The sequence below is a fragment of the Phaeobacter sp. A36a-5a genome (genome assembly GCF_037911135.1).
Taxonomy (GTDB): Bacteria; Pseudomonadota; Alphaproteobacteria; order Rhodobacterales; family Rhodobacteraceae; genus Phaeobacter; species Phaeobacter bryozoorum.
In genome coordinates this window covers 286616-305598 of the sequence record NZ_JBBLYU010000004.1, presented here as the reverse complement: position 1 = coordinate 305598, position 18983 = coordinate 286616, and the positions used below count along the sequence as shown (strand labels likewise).

Sequence of the window (18983 nt, the reverse complement as noted above, 5' to 3'; positions counted from 1 at the left end):
GGCACTCTGCTGCGAGGGCAAAAGATCCCGAGCAATTTCCCGGAAGCGGACATTCCACGCTGACCGATCTGCCATGGCAATGCTGCACCTCGCTCAAACGTCAGCGAAGCGCAGGAAGCGGGCTTTGCAAAGCCTCGCGCAGTCACCGAAGCGGACATCCAGATAGACATTGAGGTCGGTTGCTTTGGAGTCCATTGCGGCCGTCGGTCACCTCTCAGTCTTTCGCTGGTGCCGCATTTGCTGCCTGACCCAATACCGTTGTTAGCTCGGTAACTAGGTTCTACGGGGCCGAACGGGCTTCAGCGCTTGCTCGATGCCTCAAATTCTGATTGTAGCGTACTGGCCGTAAGCGCCCAATATCGTTAGAAGAAGACATGCAGCCTACGCTGACTGCGGTTTTAACATCATAGGCTAACAGCATCAGAACGACTGTCTTGATGTGTCTGAGGGGAAAGTGATGCTCGACATTGTATTTGGTTCCGCTGGTCAAACAGTTGCCGAAACAAGCCTTCGCGATGTGCTTTCGAAAGCCGACCTAGAAGGGACGCTATACTTTGCCTACCCTCTATTCGATAGCGCAGATGGGCAAGTCAGCGCTGACGCTCTGCTTGTAACTCGTGAACATGGACTCGTGTTGTTTGACCTGACAGCACCGATACAGGGGATTTCCCACCACGACGAGTGGGTTGAGGAACTGCTTGACCGTCAAGACGAAATTTTTCGGAACATCAACTCAAAGCTCTTCGATAATAAAAATCTAGTTAAACGTCGCGAATTAGTTCTGAAACCTCAGATAATCACTTATTTCTCCGACGATATCAAAGTAGATGATGAAGACGTTCTGCATGCATCTCCCGAAAATTTACTCGAAATCATCAAGGCATTTCCGAGTGTAAGCGAGGATCATGAGGCGTCTCTTAATGCCACGATTCAACGCGTAACGACTATCAAACCTAATAACAAAAGGCTCAACGTTGGTAGGGATGATTCACGCGGCGCAGTTTTAAAGAAAATCGAAGCAGGTGTAGCAAACCTAGATTCGTGGCAGAAGAAGTCTGCAATTGCATACCCAGAAGGCCCACAGCGGATTCGAGGTCTAGCTGGATCAGGCAAGACTATTGTTCTAGCCTTGAAGGCCGCTTACCTACACGCGCGTCATCCAGACTGGGATATTGCCGTCACTTATTATAGCCGCGCTCTACAGCAACAGTTCAAAGATCTAGTTCGTCGCTTTATGTATGAGACGAAGAAAGATGAACCAGACTGGTCAAAAATTCACATTTTCCATTGCTGGGGCAGTCGATCCGAGCCGGGCTTTTATTCTCAAGCAGCACGAGCTCATGATGTTGAGCCGCTGACATGGAGTGCCGCAGATCGAAAATATGGAAAGGAGAGCTTTGACGGGGCCTGTACCGAGTTGTTGACCGCCCTAAAGAAGTTCGACAATCCTACCGAGCTTTTTGACGCGATACTGATCGATGAAGCGCAAGACTTACCGGTTTCGTTCTTTAGAATGGCCTACTCAGTATGCAAAGCACCCAAACGGATTGTTTGGGCATACGACGAGCTGCAGAACCTCGGCGAATACAGCATGCCCTCTCCTGAAGCACTCTTTGGCAACGACAGCGAAGGTCAGCCTTTGGTGCAGTTGAGAAAGGACCCAAATCGACCACCTCAAGATATCGTACTTCCTGTCTGCTACAGAAATACACCATGGGCTTTGACTGTTGCACATGGTCTTGGGTTCGGAATTGCACGCGAAGCCCCATCAGAATCGACACCAAGCTTGGTTCAAATCTTTGACGAACCGGCACTTTGGCAGGAGATCGGTTACGAGACGGCAAAAGGCGAACTTGCCCTTGGAAAAGGTGTTTCATTGAAGCGCAAACCAGAGTGCTCGCCTGCATTTTTCTCCGATCCTGAAAGGGCACTTATCTCTCCAGAGGACGCAGTTCAGTTTCGGAGCTTTGAAAGCGCGCAAAAACAAGCTGAATCGGTTGCCGCTGATATTGAGAAAAACCTTCTAGCAGATGAACTTCTCGCCCGAGATATTTTGATCATTCTACCTAATGCCTACACCTCAAAAAGTCAATTTTCCGTAGTTTTTCGTGAGCTCATGAACAGAGGTATTCAGTCACATCTGGCGGGTGTCAATTCCAGCCGAGATGAAATATTTGTTGATGATAGTATAGCCGTTTCCCACATTTACCGAGCAAAGGGTAATGAGGCGGCCATGGTCTATGTACTAAATTCACACGAGTGCTTTGCTGGACTTGAGTTGGCTAAGAAGAGAAATACGCTATTCACGGCTATAACTCGGTCCCGCGCTTGGGTAAGAGTATATGGTGTTGGAGCCGCCAGCGAAAAGCTAAGTGCTGAGTTCGAAAAAATTGCTGCCGAAGGTTTCCACCTGAAGTTCAGTTACCCGAACGCCGAAGAAATCAAGAAAATGCGAAGAATTCATCGGGATCGATCTGAAGCCGAGCAAAAGGAAATCAATAGAAGCGTATCCGATTTCTCTAGCATTATTGAACAGATCAATAAGGGGGAACTTTCCACTGATGCCCTCCCGGAAGATTTTCTGAGTGCGCTTTCAAAAATTGTACCTAGAGGCGATGGATGAGTGCGACAACATTTTCCAGATGTTTAGATGATTTTTGCGCGCATTGCCTCCAGGAAGGTATTGCCCTTAACATATCTTCCCATGTCGCTCGCCCTCTAGGGAATAACCACTTTTCTGTCAACTGGGCCACCAGTCGCGTTCGGACTTATAGACGGGTTAACGATCTAGACCTGCAGGAGTATCTTGAGTGCCTTCGCTGCAACGATTTTTCAATTCTGCTTATGGATGGTGGGCTAATTCAAGTTTCTGCGCAGTTCGACGGATCCGAGATCATAGAGAGTCGCTTCTACTACATTCCATGCCCAGTCCGCTTCGAAAAGTCAGAACTCGAAGTTGGTGAGGAGCTATATCCTTTAGAAGATTTCATTGAGGAGCTTCCATCGGCCGAACTAAAGGCTCGCCTGTGTATTCGAGCCCCTTTCAGATTTGAACTCGATCCCAAAAATGCCGGAGATGGTCACCCCACGAACCATGTCCATATTGGCCCGTCATCATCAAGGATCCCCGTAGCCCTTTCGATGTGTTGGAATTCGTTTTCTCGTTTCATCTTCAAAAATTTTTATCCAGACCAGCTACCGGTCGTAGAAGGTCTCCTCAAGCACCCCGCGCCCTATCGAGTTAGAGCCATCACGGAACCCGATGCCTATGAATTGCATATGACCTTCGCAGTGAACACATAAGTTCAGGCTTCCTGTCCTTCGCTTCAAGTCAGTCTGCCGCCACTCGTGCAAAGAAAATGGCCACAAGTTGAGGGTTTTCGCAACCTTGGAAAATGTCCGCTCTGTCCCGCCCACCTGTCGTAGGTGAAATCCCTGCGAAGGTCCGCTTTCGTCAGAGCCGGATGCGCCCTCTTGTCCGCTTTGGGCTGCCTGGCGTCGTCTGGAAGAAGCATCTTGGTGAAGTTTCGCGCCAATCCTGTCGCCGCATCGCCGCAAAGCGGCTCTGAGCCCATATTTCCCGATGCTGCAGACCCAACAAAATTTCCCGATGCTGCAGACCCAACAAAGGTCCGCTAGCGAGTTTCCGTCAAACTTGCCCAGTAATCAGGGATCAACTCAATCGTTTTAATCAATTCCGGATCGCCTGCAGTTATTTGCTCACGGCGAACGCCTAGGGTGGCGCTTACTCTATTCGCTAACTCGAAAACAAGACGGCAGGTTACGCCTTGCCTGTCAGTTTCGGCCGGGTCGGGGCTATAGAAACATGTGACCCGTCCAGGCCCGAGCGCAGTGTCAGAGTATTGTGCGGTCAGTTCCGGTTCGTCTCGGTCAGATGGGCCAGACGTCGCATCTCTACGTAGTTCAAATTGCATCGTCGGCATGTCGCGGCACCAGATACTATCGGCCTGATCTGGGCGGATTTCGCGACACCAATGATCCACTTTTTCTTGTGTGAGGCAGTAGTCGTTTCCTAGGCGACAGTCATGCTCTACAGGTGAAACTCTGATGGTTCGAAAATTGATAGGGTCGCGACGTTCATGCAGGAGTACGTCGTTTGGCTTGGTGAAACCGGAAACGGGGTTGGTTAGGTTTGTTGAGCATCCGAATAGCCCAGCTTGAACATCCGGCGCACAGTCGTCGAATACGCGGAGGCGAGGACTCGCTGGAAAAGCAACCTGATGCTCTGCCAAGGTGCCCGTGAAATCCGCGCGGATGATTTCTGCCGCCCGAACATCTTGATCCTCAACTAAATGGCGCTTTGCTAATTCACGCTGCGCGACTGGCAAAAGTGTTGCTGATGCTGTCAGCCCCAGGATTGCAACCCCAGTTGCCCGCGAGGCCCACCTTAGTCGCTGGTGCCCGATCCACAACACAATCGAAGCGCCAGCCATGCCGAGTGCAGCGCTGCTTGCCACAAATGGAACTAGCATGATGGGTCCAAGCGCGAAGAAAGCAAAGTTCAGAACCGAGCCAATGCCCTGCATAGGAGCATTGGCTGGTCCCAGCAGCAAAACCAAAGGGACGACACCCAATATTACTCCCCAGTTGAGAGCTTTGCGCGGGTTTCGAATAAACCGCAGAGAAAGTACAAACCCGATGAGAAATCCAAGAAAAATATATAGAAGCATGTCGACCAATAACACTCCCGTAGGGCCGATACGCAAGAACTATTGGATCTTTGACGAGCCCTAGTGTTCAAGAGCAGTCATTGGCGCAGCCGCTGCGAAAAGGCGCTTTGTCCCGCATCCCTTCCGTTCGATGATGGTTGGTGGCTGCACCTGCAGCGAAGGTCTGCTCCTTTCATTGCTCGTGCAGCATGGGATCGCCGTCCGACTGCCAGCCCCCGAGACTTTGCAAAGTCAGCTTTCTGCGCACAGCGGACGTACGAGATAATTAGACTACGCTTGCAACGGATGGCGGGTGGCGACGCAGTCGTAAGTTATCGGGCTTGAATGAAACAGTGTCCAAATCCTGCTCCCGCAACCAACGCATCGATGAAATATCACAACCTTAAACCTCGCTCCGGCGGGGATCTTCGCGTTCAGGCACAGGCACTGGATGCAATACCGAAGTAAAATAGCGTCCCAGCGCCTACAGCCATCATACCAGTCATGAAACGAGGCGCACCAAACCAAAGCGGTACACTTCAGCGCGGAAAACCCCGCCGCAAGCCCGCTTGACCGCAACGGCGGGGGCGGGCATCTTTGTTTCAGCCGCTGAACCTGGCCGCGACAATGGGATGAACGGAGCCTTGTGCCTCTTTTCCAGAGTAGAAACCGGAGCCGGAGTTGCAACCGGGGCCAGATCGGCAATCGGCTCCGTGGTGCTGGCGGCCTGCCTGCTGATAGCGGCGCTTGTCCTGTCGGCAAATCGGGCAGAGGCCCATGGTGCCAGCGGGGAGGCGCAGATCGCGGTCTCGGTTCAGGACATGGATCAAGATGTGGCGGGTAGCCGCCCTGCGGATCATTGTCATGGCAGCTCGCTTTGTGGTGGGGTTGCGGTTCTGTTGGGCCGCTGGCCGTCGATGCAGCCCGATCCGCGGAACTTTCGTCCTGATCTGCCGTTGATGCTGCTGCGACCGCTGGCCATCACCGGGTTTGAACCACCGCCGCCGCGTGGCCGGTCCTGAAGACTGATCCTGCGCATGTGACGCGCATTCTGGACCTCAATCGGGAAAACAAGATGACATGTTCCAAACTGCTTACCGGCGCTGCATTGGCGTCGCTCATTTCCGTGGCTGCCTATGCGCATAGCGGCGCCACAGGCGTTGTAAAAGAACGAATGGATGGCATGGATGCCATGAAAGCCAGCATGAAGCTGCTGGCGCCGATGATGCAGGGGCAGACGCCCTATGATGCTGCGGTGGTTCGCGAAGAGGCGCAGACAATTCAGACCCACGCAGGGGAGGTCCTGACGGGGCTGTTTCCCAAGGGAACCGACGGGCATCCCTCAGACGCCAAACCCGAGATTTGGGCCGATTGGGAGGGGTTTGCCGATCTAGCACTGCGATTGGAGACCTATTCCCAAGGTCTGGCTCTGGCGGCCGAGAACGGCTTGATGATGGCCGGTGCCGAGGGGACGGGAATGATGTCGAGCGGGGCGATGATGGGGGCCACTGCGATGGGAGCAGGAGGCATGATGGGCGGTCAGACGATGGGGGGACCGCGAAGCGCCGAGGCCCTGCAGCAGATGCCTGCCGATGCTGTCTTCACCATGCTGAGCCAAACCTGTTCGGCCTGTCACACCCGTTTTCGTAAAGAGTGAGAGGGGGAGACATATGTTTCGTTATCTCCTTGCCGCCTCGGTGACGGTGTCGGCCGGGCTTGCCGCGGTGGCGGCCTGGCCGATCGGCACGAGGCCGAGTGCGCTTGATCTGGACGGCGATGTCGCCCGCGGAGCCTATCTGGCAAGGGCGTCGGGATGTATCGCGTGCCATACAGATTTTTCCAACGGTGGCGCAGCGCTTGCGGGTGGGGCGAAGATCGAAACGCCGTTCGGGGATCTCTACGCGCCCAACCTCACGTCGGATCGCGTTCATGGGCTGGGCAGCTGGACGGTCGACGCCTTTGCCAAGGCTGTTCGCCAAGGCGTGTCTCCGGAGGGGCAGCCCTATTATCCGGCGTTTCCCTACCCGTTCTACGGCAATTTCTCCGATCAGGATATTGCCGATCTCTGGGCGGCATTTCAGACCGTTCCCCCGGTGGCGCAGCCATCGAGGCCGCCGGAAATGGCGTTTCCCTTCGACCAGCGATGGGGGCTGAAGCTCTGGCGTCTGGCGTTTCTTGAACCGCCGCGGACAGATCCGGTCGCCGGAAAGGATGATCTCTGGTCACGTGGTCGACTGCTGGTCGAGGGGGCCGCGCATTGTGGCGCCTGTCATACGGGCCGCAATCTGCTCGGCGCGCGGAAGACGGGCACCGCACGTTTCAAGGGCAATGATGTCTTGCCGGGGGGAGGAAAGGCGCCTGCCATTGATCCCCCATCTCTTCTGGCACGCGGTTGGAGCGTCGACAGCCTGGCCTATGCCCTTGGTACGGGGGTGATGCCGGATGGCGACGTCTTTGGCGGGACGATGGGCGAAGTTGTCCTATATGGAACCGCATTCCTGACCGACACGGACCGCAGGGCCATGGCGACCTACCTGCTTGATGACCAGCCCGGTGCGTGATGAGCGCGCCGAACAGCAGTTCCAGAGACAGAAGGAGAGACGGTATGATCCTTAACCGCCGACAATTCCTGGGGGGCGCCAGTGCCATGGCGCTTTGGCCACGAACCAGCGCTGCGGCTGCCGCGCCGCGCCTTCTTGAAGCGAGACCAAGCCGCGTGCAGCTGGTGCCGCCAGAATTTGGCGACCACCCGGAGACAGAAGTCTGGGGGTTTGATGGCACCGTGCCCGGCCCCCTCATCCGTGCCCGCCAGGACGAGCTGCTGCAGGTCCGCCTGACCAACAGCCTGCCGCAGCCAACAGCCGTACATTGGCATGGGCTGCGGGTTCCCAATGCCATGGATGGCGTGCCCGGGATGACACAGGATGCCGTCCTGCCCGGCGATGGGTTTCTCTATGAATTTCCGATGAGGGATGCGGGGACCTATTGGTATCATTCGCACAATCAGTCGACCGAACAGGTGGCGCGGGGGCTCTACGGCGTGTTGATTGTCGATGAGGCCGACGCCCCGGATATTGACCAGGATATCGTGGTTGTCCTTGATGACTGGCGTCTGAGCGAGACGGCGCAGATCACCGATGATTTCGGCGCGATGCACGATTGGACCCACGCGGGGCGGCTGGGCAATTTCATCCATGCCGCCTTGACGCCGCAGGTCTCTGAGGTTCAGCAAAATCAGCGCCTCAGGCTGCGGCTCGTCAATGTGGCGACGGACAGGATCATGGCGGTATCGCTGCGTGGCGTGACCGGCAGGATTGTCGCCCGCGACGGGATGCCGCTGCAAACCCCCGAGGATCCCGGCATCATGGTTCTGGGGCCGGCGGAACGGCTGGATATCATCGCGGATGTTTCGGCGGCACCGGGTGAGAACGTCCAGATCGTTCTCCATGAAGGCGAGACCGGTTATCTGTTGCAGGAGATCGACGTAAGCGGCCGTCATGCCGACGCTGCGCGCGGCGCGGTTGTGGCATTGCCGGACAATCCGGTCACACGGCTGGACAGTCTGACAGAGGCGCGCAGTGTCCCTTTGGTCATGGAGGGAGGCGCGATGGGCGGTCTGCGCCAGGGCCGTTACAAGGGGGAACTGCTGACATCGCGCGAGCTGGTCGCGGCCGGGCAGATCTGGACATTCAATGGCGAGGCAGGGTTGCCGGCCGAACCGATGGTGACAGCCGAGAGAGGCGAAATCATCCGGATCCCTATCCAGAACAACACCGCCTTTCCCCATGCGATCCATCTGCATGGCACACATTTCCAGGAGGTGCTGCCAGACGGAGGTTTCGGTCCGCTGAAGGACACGCTGCTGATGGCACGTCAGGAAACCCGCGAAATCGCCTTTATCGCGGATAATCCGGGCGACTGGCTGCTGCATTGTCACATGCTTTCGCATCAGGCCGCCGGTATGAAGACCTGGCTGCGTGTCAGATGACGAAACACGTCCGCAGCAGAACAGACCGCTCCGGCCAGACCCTTGGCTGGTGCGGTTAAGGGGGAAGGTGTCTGCACCGGCGGGCCAGTGCCGCTTGGCGCGTATTGCCGGTGAGGGCGAAAAACTGCAACTCTGGTATTGACCTTCCAGTCGCTGGAGACCCTACATCAGCAGCAACATAGAGTTTATTGGTGTTGTCATGACGGAAAATCTTACTACCCGATTTCAAATTACGGGCATGAACTGCGCCTCCTGCGTGGGCCGCGTTGAGCGTGCGCTGGCGGCCGTCCCCGGTGTGTCGGAGGCGACGGTCAATCTGGCGAGCGAAAGCGCCCGCGTCAGCCATGATGCAAAAGTCACGGCTGCGGATCTGGCCGATGTTCTGGAGGGGGCAGGCTATCCCGCCGTAACCGAGGAAGTCACGCTGGAGATTGCGGATATGTCCTGCGCGTCCTGCGTCGGTCGTGTGGAGCGGGCATTACAGAGCGGTGATGGTGTGCTGACCGCATCCGTCAATCTGGCGGCAGAGACGGCCACGATCCGCTATGCGGCGGCGGCGATCACCCCGGCAGAAATTGCAGCCCTCGCCACCGAGGCGGGCTACCCGGCGCAGGTGAAATCGGCGGAGATGTCTGACCAGCAGGACCGGAAAGCGGAGGAAATCCGCAGTCTGGCACGACGCACCCTGTTGGCCGCGGCGCTTGCCCTGCCGGTGTTCATCATAGAAATGGGCAGCCATGTCATTCCGGGGATGCACCACCTGATCTCCTCTGCCATCGGGTTGCAGACCAGCTATTACCTCCAGTTTGCATTGACCCTGATTGTGCTGATCGGACCGGGCCTGCAGTTCTATACCAAAGGCTTCCCGGCGCTGTTCAAGGGGGCACCGGATATGAACTCGCTTGTTGCGCTGGGAACCTCGGCCGCTTTCGGGTTTTCTCTGGTGTCCACATTTGCGCCCGATGTCCTGCCGACGGGCACCGCCAATGTTTATTACGAGGCGGCGGCGGTTATCGTTGTCCTCATCCTGCTGGGTCGTCTGCTGGAGGCACGGGCCAAGGGCCGGACCGGGGAAGCGATCCGCAAACTTGTGGGATTGCAGGCAAAAACCGCGCGGGTTGAACGTGACGGCAGGGTCGTGGAACGGCCAATCGACGACATCGTGGCGGGCGATACCGTGCATGTGCGCCCCGGGGAAAAGATCGCCGTGGACGGGGTTGTGCTCAGCGGGGCCTCCTATGTCGACGAAAGCATGATCACCGGCGAACCGGTCCCGGTTGAAAAGACCGAGGGCGCGCAGGTCGTCGGTGCGACCGTCAATGGCACAGGTGCGCTGACGTTCCGGGCCGAGAAGGTCGGCAGCGACACCATGCTGGCCCAGATCATCCGCATGGTGGAACAGGCGCAGGGTGCGAAATTGCCTATTCAGGGACTTGTGGATCGGATCACACATTGGTTCGTCCCTGCTGTCATCGCGGTTGCGGCGCTGACGGTTGCGATCTGGTTCCTGTTCGGGCCGGATCCGGCGTTGAGCCTGGCTCTGGTTGCGGGTGTTGCGGTGCTGATCATCGCCTGCCCCTGCGCGATGGGGCTGGCCACGCCAACCTCGATCATGGTTGGCACCGGGCGCGCCGCAGAACTGGGTGTCCTGTTCCGCAAGGGCGATGCGCTGCAAATGCTGCAGGAAACCACCGTTGTGGCGCTGGACAAGACCGGCACGCTGACAGCGGGGAAACCGGCGCTTACGGATCTGAGACTGGCGGAGGGCCGACAGGAAACCGATGTGCTGGCGCTGGTTGCCGCAGTGGAGCAGCACTCCGAACACCCGATCGCCGAGGCCATCGTGCAAGCCGCCCAGTCGCGCGGGCTTCAGATACCTGCAACGACATCCTTTCAGTCCATCACCGGCTATGGGGTGAGGGCGGAGGTTGACGGGCATCAGGTGCTTGTTGGTGCCGACAGGCTGATGGTCCGGGACGGCGTGGAACTTGGCGCCCTCGCCGAGCAGGGCAGGGCGCTGGCGGGCAAGGGGAAAACACCGCTCTTTGCCGCCATCGACGGCAAGATTGCCGCCGTGATCGCAGTGGCCGACCCAGTAAAGCCCACCACCCCGCAGGCCATCGCGAAGCTTCACCGGCTTGGGCTGAAGGTGGCGATGATCACCGGCGACAATGAGGTCACCGCAAAAGCGATCGCTGCGGATCTCGGGATTGATCATGTGGTGGCCGAGGTTCTGCCCGAGGGCAAGGTTGCGGCGCTGGACGATCTGCGCATGGGGAGCGGCAAACTGGCCTTTGTCGGCGATGGGATAAACGACGCGCCCGCCCTGGCTGCCGCCGATGTTGGCATCGCCATTGGCACTGGCACCGATGTCGCCATCGAAGCTGCCGATGTTGTCCTGATGTCGGGCGATCTGACCGGGGTCGTGAATGCGTTCAACCTGTCGCAGCGGACCATGAAGAATATTCGTCAGAACCTGTTCTGGGCGTTTGGCTATAACACCCTGCTGATCCCGGTTGCAGCGGGGGTGCTCTACCCGTTCGGTGGACCGCTTCTGTCGCCGGTGCTGGCCGCCGGGGCGATGGCCTTGTCGAGCGTTTTTGTCCTGACCAACGCGCTGCGGCTCAGATGGGTGCGCCCGTCGATGGCCCCCTCAGAAGCCGCCGCGCGGCCGGAACCGGGCGCTGTCGCCGCCCGGGCCTAGCGCCAGCTCAACGCCACGGGCATGAGCGGCCAGATCAGGCGCGGCAAATGTAGATCAACTGCGATCCAATGAGGCAGGCAGCGGTGGTTGCCTGCCTCAGCTTATGACAGACCTATGCGTGTCGGGATCGAGCGCCGGGTGGTGCTTAGCTGGCGCGGGCACTCAGGCGGTGGCGCCCCGCCCCAGTGCGGCTGCCACGGTGGCTGCCAGATCGTGCGGGTGCGAAGGTTTCTGCAGGAGCGGGGCCTCAACCGGGCCCATCTCGGCGGCGGTGAAACCGATGTAGCCCGACGTGTAGACAACCGGGACGCCCGGTCGCAGGGCGCGGATGCAGCGGGCCAGTTCAAAACCACTGATGGAGCCCGGCATCACCACATCGGTCAGCAGCAGATCAATAGACGCCTCACGCCCTGCTAGATCCAGCGCCTGCTGCGCCGATGACGTCGCAAGCACCTGATAGCCAAGCTCCTCCAGCACGCCGCTCATCATCGACAGCAGCTCGGGTTCGTCCTCCGCCAGAAGAATGGTCTCGCCATTGCCGCGGATCGCCGCCCCGTCGCTGACGGGCGCTTCACGCTCGCCCTGTTCGGTCCCGCGCGGCAGGATCATTTGCACGGTGGTGCCGATGCCGGGTTCGGAATAGATCCTGAGATCACCATTGGCATTGCGGGCAAAGCCGTAGACCATCGACAGGCCCAGCCCGGTACCCGCAACGCTGCCTTTAGTGGTGAAGAACGGGTCGGTGCAGCGGGCAACCGTTGCCTCGTCCATGCCGGGGCCATTGTCGGTGACCGACAGTTCCACGTAGCGATAGATGCCGGGTTCTGAGCCGGGTGCGGCGCTGTTGTCATGATCGCGCTGGTCTGCGTCTAGGTCGTCGTCGGTCGAGAGCACCGCGCGGGCCGTCAGGGTGATCCTGTCACCGCGACCGCTGTGCAGTATCGCATCCCGGCTGTTCAGCACCAGATTCATCAGTGCCGTTTCCAGCTGGGCCGGATCACAATAGACCCGCAATCCGGGGTCAACCGGATCGCAGGCGAGCTGGATCCGTTCCTCGATCATGGAGCCGATCAGCTCCTCGAAATCTGCAAAAACCTCATCGACAGGTTTGGCCATGGCAAGCCCCGGCTGACGTTTGGCAAAAGCCAGCAGCCGAGCTGTGAGCGCGCGGCCCTTGTCGATTGCGCCAGCTGCAACGTTGAGAAACCGCGCCCTGCTGTCCGGCGTCTCGGAGTTGCGCGCCAGTTCCACGGCGTAGAGCATGGAGGCCAGCAGATTGTTGAAATCATGGGCGATCCCGCCGGTGAGCTGGCCGAGGGCATCCAGCCGATTCTTGCGTTCGCTTGCCAGTCGGTTGCGTTCTTCGCGGGAAATATCGTCGATCACCAGAACCAGCGAGATACCGTGTTCCTCATTGTCCAGAACGGCGCTTGTGACGCGGACATAGCGATAGTCCTCGCTGTCGGCGTGGCGGCGCAGCAGATGGGTTTCGCCGGTCAACACATGGCCTGAGCGGGCGCGGCGGATCGGGTCGGCGCTGTCTTCAAGCGGGGTGTTGCTTTCACTGTCGAGAAAATAGATATCCTGCGGCCAGGCGAATGGCACCGGTTGCGAGACACCCCCCAACATGCGACGGGCGCGGCGGTTGATGCGAATGATCTGGCCGTCGCGATCCAGTGCGACTATACCGCTGGTGGCGGCATTCAGCACGGTTTCCAGCTCGTCGCGGATCTCGGCCACCTCGGCGGCTTGTCTGGCCTTTTCAGCGGCGGTACGGCGTCGGGCGCGCAATTGGCCGGTGCCAAGAATACCCAGCAGGCCCAGAACACCGCCCACAAGGCCATAGCCCAGCAGCGCAAGCCGGTCCGAGGTCCAGAACACTGCCGGTTCAAAATACTGGCGGCGCAGCTCGGCGTAATCGGCGGACACCAGATATTGCGGCAGGGCCAGATCCAGCTTGTCGCGGATTTCGCCCAGACCAAAGCGCAGCGCGGCAGCGCGTTCCGTGGTCAGCAGCGCGGGGAGCGCCTCGGTTATGCTCTCAGGATCGCCCCATCGCGCCGCCGCCAGGGGCAGGGTGTCAGATTGATAGATCACCGCGTCGATCCGCCGATCCTGCAACGCCGCCAGCAGGTCCCTGGCCTCTGCCATCGCAACGATGGTCCAGCCATTGGCGGTTGCCAGCGCGATCGCGGCTGCGTTGTCTGAGCGCAGGCCGATGCGGCGCCCTTGCAAATCCTCGGGCCGCCTCAGCTCTGCGGCATCCGCCGGACGGGTAAATACGGATTGATCCGTGGCCAGGATGGGATGGGCAAAATCCATCCTTGCAGAACGTTCGGTCGTGATGCTGGCGGCGGGCAGGATATCGTAGGTGTCCGACTGCGGCCCACGCCGCCAGTCGTCGTCGCTGATGCTGTGGAATGCCAGTTTCAGCCCGGTGCGCCCTGCCAGATCGCGTAGGGTCTCGATGCCAAAACCCGAAAAGCTGCCATCCGGTTCGATCACCTGATAGGGCGGCGCGTGGCGCACGCCGACGCGAAGCACCTCGGGGGCGGGCAGTGGAATGTCCAGAAAATACTTGCGCAGCAGATTATCTAGTCGACGGTCGCCTTCGATCCGGTCCAGCGCGGCTTCGATGTCAGGCAGCAGGTCGGCACGGCTTTGATGCAGGGCGATGAACCTCTCGAACTGCCGCAAGGGCGGATTCAGGAAGCTGACCCGGCCATCAACGGACGCCAGTTTCGCGATGTTGAAAGCGACGGGCTCCGGGATCAGCACGGCGTCAACCCGCTCTGACAGCAGCGCCATGATTGCGGCCTCGGGTGACTCGAACTCCACGGCCGTGTTGCGCGCGAGAAAGGCCTGCTGCTCCGATCCGACAGCCGGGGGCACGATGCCCACCCGCCTGCCGCTGAGCGAGGTGGTCGAGAGGGATTGCGCCTGTGCGATACGGACCATCGGGCGCAGGGTTTCACGCGAAATGCTGCGGGAAAACACATTGGTGTCACGCAGTGCGGGCAGCTGTGCAATGCCCGCGATCATATCGGTTCGCCCGGTGGCCTGTGACTCGACGAACTCGCGGCTGGTGGACAGCGGAACCAGCGTGATGCCGGTGCCGAGTTCGCCCGCGATCTCCTCGGCGAGCTCAACCAGGAACCCGTTTGCCTGCGCATCAGGATCCAGCTGCGCGAAAGGCGGGATCGGCAGCACACCGATCCGGAACGGCTCCGGGGCCTGCTGCGACCACACGGGCGGGGCTATGGCAAGAACCGCCAGCAAGGCCACGCCGCGCCAAACCTGTCTGATCATGTCTCGAACGCTCCGCCTTGCCTCTGCCCGCCTGATATCGCCGGTCCGATGCCGTCAGGCTACCGCCTGTCCGGGCGCAATGTCGGATCAAACCGACCAACAGTTGCAATCAAAACGAATTGTCGCAGCCAACACAATTGATCAATCCCGGGCTGGCCGTTAAAACTGATGCGGCACGGGAAACATCAGCAATCCGGTCGGCGTTTCGGCGCAGTTATGTGGTACTGGTCCGTTTGAAAAGGGAATGCGATGGCAAATCTTCTGGTTCTCGAAGACGACGAGGTTTTTGCCGACCTGTTGCAGGTCTCGCTGGAGCGGGCCGGGCATTTCCCGATCTTCTGCGCGGACGCAACTCAGGCCATTGCTCAATACGATGAATATGACTTCGATCTGGTAATCGCCGATCTGATCGTAAAGAAAAACAACCGTGCGGTGCCGGATGGCGGCGTGATCCTGCTTGCCTTCCTGCAGGGGCGTGCCCGAGAGGGCCACAAGATCCCGCCGGTTATCTCAATGTCCGGTGCAACCAAAGCCCCGGGGCTGGAGAATCTGTTGGTCACGTCACGTGATCTTGGGGCCACGGCTTCGCTGACCAAACCCTTTGAACCAATCGAACTGCTGTCCCTGATCGACGAGCTGCTGGAGAGCGAAGTCTGATCGGCGCCACCAGAAACCGGGGCGCCGACCGTTTTTTCGGAGCCTGATCAGTCAGCGCCGCTGCATGCTGCGGGGCATCTCTGACAGGATCTCGGCGCCATCTTCGCGCAGGATCACGATCTCCTCCAGACGCACGCCAAAACGGTCCTTTAGGTAAATCCCCGGTTCGATCGAGAACACATTGCCTGCGCGCAGCTCAACCTCCGATGTCGCGGTGATATAGGGCGGTTCATGCACGTCGATGCCCAGCCCGTGGCCGGTGCGATGCAGGAATTGCGCCCCATAGCCGGCGGCGGCAATGGTATCGCGGGCGGCACGGTCGACCTCACTGGCGCGAACGCCGGGTTTTGCCGCCTGAACAGCTGCCTTTACCGCGGCCTCGACCACTTCGAACACCTGCTCATATTCCGTTTCCGGTGTGCCGAACCAGCCGCAGCGGGTCATGTCAGAGGGGTAGCCATTCAGACGGCATCCCGTGTCGATCAGCACAGCCATATCGCGGCTCAGCCTTGTGTCCCCGGTGTGGTGATGCGGGAAGGCGCCATTGGCGCCAAAGCCGACGATAGTGAATTCCGCGCTGGCGCCATGGGCCTTGTAATATTCATGCAGGATGGCCTGCACATCCAGCTCGCTCATGCCTTCTTCGAGACGGGAGAACGCTTCGGTCACGGCGGCATCATTCAACAGATGCGCGGCCTTCAACGCGTCATATTCTGCGGCGTCCTTCATCGCGCGCAGCAGGCCAACTGTATCATCGGTAAAGCGGCGGCTGGGCGCGTCCATCGCATCCAAAACCCGCAGGGCAAAATCGGCGCGCATGGTTTCATCCAGCACCACCGACAGGCCGCCAGCTGTGGCATCGCAGTCGCTCAGCAGCGTGGCAAGGGCCGCATCCGGGCCTTCGTCATCCGACCAGCAGCGAAATGGCAGGTCGGTTGCCGTGCGCGCGGCATCAGCATTAAGCGCCGGCATCAGAAATCCCGCATGGCTCTGGCTGACCATCAGCATCACCGGGCGTTCGTCGCCATGGGGGTTCACACCCGACAGCCACATCATATGGCTGGAGGGGCCTAGCACCACCAGATCGGTGGCGGTTTCTGTCATGCGGTGACGCAGCCGGTTCAGCCGGTCTGCATAGGGGGGCGTTGTCATCTATCTGGCTCCTGCCGCGCGCCCGGTTGTGAGGGGCGGGGCGTCTTGATTGCGGTCGACATTGGAAAAAGGGGGCCGGCTCATGTCAGCACCGGCCCCGAGCGGCCTGCCCCCGTCAGGCAGGGGACAGGCCTAGGCACCAGGGGGCGCCTGGATCAGTTCTTTTCCACCAGACGGTAGAAAACAAAATCAGAGGTCGCACCGTTCACATAGCCGGAGACATCCGCGTCCATCGCCACCTGATAGGCCGCCTGGAACATGATCACGATGGGGGAGCTTTGCTGTACCTCGGCCTGCAATTCGCGGTACATCTCCAGCCGTTTTTCAGGATCTGCCTCGGTGAGGGCAGCCTTGGTCTTGGCGTTCATCTCCTCCGGCACAGCCCAGGCGTTGCGCCAGGTGGTGGTCGCCGCATAGCTGTCGTCCGAGTTGTCGGAATTATAGGCAAAGGCCTTGGCGTTGGAATGCGGGTCCATGAAATCCGGGCCCCAGTAGAGCAGCATCGCCTCATGGCTGCGCTCGCGATATTTGGTGATCACCTGGCTGCCGGTGCCGGGGAGGATTTCAAAGTTGATCCCCGCGTCGGCAAAGCTGGCCTGTAGGGACTGCGCCATATCGGTAAAGGGGGCTGCGTTGATCACATCCAGCGAGACGGTGATCGGGGATTTGATCCCCGCGTCGCTGAGGATGGACTTGGCCCGCTCCGGGTCATAGCCGAACGGGGTCTCATCGTAGGAGCCGGGAAAGCCCTTGGGCCAGAACGCCTGATGGATCTCCATCTGGCCGTTGATGATGGTATCGGTCATCCCCTTGTAATCCACCAGATAGCGCGCGGCCTCCCAGACAGCCGGATCGGTCAGACTGTCGGTTTTCTGGTTGAAGGACAGGAAATGCACCGCGGCCTGCGGGTAGGTCTCCACCTTGATGGCGTCGCTGTCAAAGCCGCGGATCTGATCGGGCGTCAGGTTGCGGGCCATGTCGATATCGCCGGATTCCAGCAGCAGTTCCTGCGTCGCCGCCTCGGCCACATGGCGGATGATGACGCTCTCCATCTTCGGCGCGCCTTTGAAATAGGCGGGGTTTGCCGCCAGCCGCACCATCTGCGCCGGGCGGTAGCCCTGCAGCTTGAACGGGCCGGAGCCTGCGGCGTTTTCATTCAGCCAGCCATTGCCCATGTCGCCGTCCACGGCATTGGCCATCACCACCTCTTTGTCCACCACCGAGGCGGGGCGGGCGGCCAGTACGTTCATGACAAAGGCGGGTGAGAAATCGCCTTCGTATTTGATGGTGATGCTATTGCCATCTGCGGTGACCATCTGATCGACATTCTCCGCCGTCCAGCCCAGCTGCGCCAGAATAAAGGCGGGGGTCAGGTTCAGCTTGATCACCCGGGCAAGCGAGAACACCACGTCCTCGCTGCGCACCGGATTGCCCGAGTGGAACACCGCATCATCGCGCAGAGAAAAGCGGATGGTCTTGGCTGCCGCGTCGATGTCCCAGGCGCTGGCAAGGCCCGGCGCCAGAACGGTGGGATCCTCGGCGTCATATTGCACCAGCCGGTCGTAGAGGTTGGTCACCAGCTCGCCCGAGGTGAACTCATAGGCCTGTGCGGGGTCAATGGCGACGATATCGTCGATGTTCTGCGCCACGATCAGCGCATTGGCGGGCGTATCTGCAACAGCGCCGCTCGCCAGGGGCAGGGCCATCACGCTGGCCAGCAAGGCGGATTTCACGAGGTTCATGTCAGTCTCCCTGTTTTGATGTCTTGTTGTCTGCCGCATCGGCTCTGCCCACTGGGGAGCGATCCCGGTCACGGCAGGTTGGGGGTATTCTTGCTGTGCAAAACGCTGAGCGTGCCGGTCCACAACAGCCGCGCGGGCTGTTCGGTCGGATTGCTCCAGGAATGTGAGGTAAGGCCGCTGTAATGCAGGCTGTCGCCGGCGGTAAGGCGGAACACCTGCCCGTCCAGCGACTGGTCGATCTCGCCCTCCAGCACATAAAGCATCTCTTCGCCCTCGTGGCTGACCTCTTCGGAGACGTATCCGGGCGGGACATGCAGGATGTAGCTGGACAGCTCCGCACCCGGAAACTGCGCGCCGAGCGCCTCATAGGTGAGTGACGATCCCGCCAGTGAAAACTGCGTGCGCGTTGCCGCCCGGGTCAGCGCATCCGACGGCTTGGGCGTGGCGATGAAATACTCCAGCCCCACCTCCAGCGCAGCGGCAATCTGCGCCAGCGTGCCCAGCGTCGGGGTGGCGTTGTCGCGCTCCACCTGGCTCAGATAGCCCACCGACACCCCGGCGGTATCACCAAGCGCCTGAAGCGTCAGCCCCATCTGCTTGCGCCGCTTGCGGATCAGCGCGCCCAGCATCGGCCCCGTGCTGCTGCGGGTCTTGGCGGGTTTGGCGGCAGGGCTGGCAGGGGTCATCGGTGGCTCTCGGTTTGGGCTTGCTTCGGGCAGCTTAGGAAAAAAATTATTGTGAAGCAAAAAAATTTTGCTATC

At 59.5% G+C, this 18983-nt stretch carries 13 protein-coding genes; 8 read left to right on the top strand and 5 right to left on the bottom strand.

The window, feature by feature from the left end; all coding sequences use genetic code 11:
- Positions 1-457: 457 nt before the first annotated feature.
- Together WLQ66_RS16935 and WLQ66_RS18825 are read left to right on the top strand one after the other, a co-directional pair.
- Complete coding sequence (locus WLQ66_RS16935) at positions 458-2623, top strand: DEAD/DEAH box helicase (protein ID WP_340547502.1); 2166 nt, start codon at positions 458-460, stop codon at positions 2621-2623.
- Complete coding sequence (locus WLQ66_RS18825; protein ID WP_416633797.1) at positions 2620-3303, top strand: DUF2290 domain-containing protein; 684 nt, start codon at positions 2620-2622, stop codon at positions 3301-3303. Before WLQ66_RS16935 ends, WLQ66_RS18825 begins: the two co-directional genes overlap by 4 nt.
- 332 nt (positions 3304-3635) lie before the next feature.
- Here WLQ66_RS18825 and WLQ66_RS16930 read toward each other — a convergent pair whose 3' ends face one another.
- Positions 3636-4700, bottom strand: a complete 1065-nt coding sequence (locus WLQ66_RS16930) for a hypothetical protein (protein ID WP_340547501.1) — start codon at positions 4698-4700, stop codon at positions 3636-3638.
- A gap of 602 nt (positions 4701-5302) precedes the next feature.
- Between WLQ66_RS16930 and WLQ66_RS16925 the strand changes: the two genes are divergently transcribed.
- The 5 genes from WLQ66_RS16925 (at position 5303) to WLQ66_RS16905 (ending at position 11362) form a co-directional block, all read left to right on the top strand.
- Positions 5303-5692, top strand: a complete 390-nt coding sequence (locus tag WLQ66_RS16925; protein WP_340547500.1) for a hypothetical protein — start codon at positions 5303-5305, stop codon at positions 5690-5692.
- Positions 5693-5745: 53 nt separating this feature from the next.
- Positions 5746-6327 carry a c-type cytochrome gene (locus tag WLQ66_RS16920; RefSeq protein ID WP_340547499.1) on the top strand — a complete coding sequence of 194 codons (582 nt, stop codon included), beginning with the start codon at positions 5746-5748 and terminating at the stop codon, positions 6325-6327.
- Between the two features lie 13 nt (positions 6328-6340).
- Positions 6341-7231: a c-type cytochrome gene (locus tag WLQ66_RS16915; protein ID WP_340547498.1), complete on the top strand. Its 891-nt coding sequence runs from the start codon at positions 6341-6343 to the stop codon at positions 7229-7231.
- Positions 7232-7275: 44 nt separating this feature from the next.
- The gene (locus WLQ66_RS16910) at positions 7276-8658 is read left to right on the top strand and encodes a multicopper oxidase family protein (RefSeq protein WP_340547497.1); all 1383 of its coding nucleotides are present in this window, start codon (positions 7276-7278) and stop codon (positions 8656-8658) included.
- A gap of 199 nt (positions 8659-8857) precedes the next feature.
- Entirely contained in the window at positions 8858-11362 is a 2505-nt protein-coding gene (locus WLQ66_RS16905; protein ID WP_340547496.1) for a heavy metal translocating P-type ATPase, read from the top strand.
- Positions 11363-11524: 162 nt separating this feature from the next.
- On the opposite strand, the gene WLQ66_RS16900 is transcribed toward WLQ66_RS16905, so the two are convergent.
- Positions 11525-14671 (bottom strand): transporter substrate-binding domain-containing protein, encoded by a 3147-nt coding sequence (locus tag WLQ66_RS16900; protein ID WP_340547495.1) that lies wholly within the window; start codon positions 14669-14671, stop codon positions 11525-11527.
- A 249-nt stretch (positions 14672-14920) separates the two neighbouring features.
- Here WLQ66_RS16900 and WLQ66_RS16895 point away from each other — a divergent pair, with 249 nt between their 5' ends.
- On the top strand, positions 14921-15328 hold the full coding sequence (locus tag WLQ66_RS16895; protein WP_340547494.1) for a response regulator transcription factor: 408 nt from the start codon (positions 14921-14923) through the stop codon (positions 15326-15328).
- A 51-nt stretch (positions 15329-15379) separates the two neighbouring features.
- On the opposite strand, the gene WLQ66_RS16890 is transcribed toward WLQ66_RS16895, so the two are convergent.
- The 3 genes from WLQ66_RS16890 to WLQ66_RS16880 all read right to left on the bottom strand — a co-directional run bounded on the left by WLQ66_RS16890 (position 15380) and on the right by WLQ66_RS16880 (position 18908).
- Positions 15380-16480, bottom strand: a complete 1101-nt coding sequence (locus WLQ66_RS16890; protein ID WP_340547493.1) for a M24 family metallopeptidase — start codon at positions 16478-16480, stop codon at positions 15380-15382.
- A gap of 155 nt (positions 16481-16635) precedes the next feature.
- A complete protein-coding gene (locus tag WLQ66_RS16885; protein ID WP_340547492.1) occupies positions 16636-18222 on the bottom strand; it encodes an ABC transporter substrate-binding protein in 1587 nt (528 codons plus the stop codon).
- Between the two features lie 68 nt (positions 18223-18290).
- Positions 18291-18908, bottom strand: coding sequence for a helix-turn-helix domain-containing protein (locus WLQ66_RS16880; protein ID WP_374015532.1), 618 nt, complete (start codon positions 18906-18908; stop codon positions 18291-18293).
- Positions 18909-18983 lie beyond the last annotated feature (75 nt).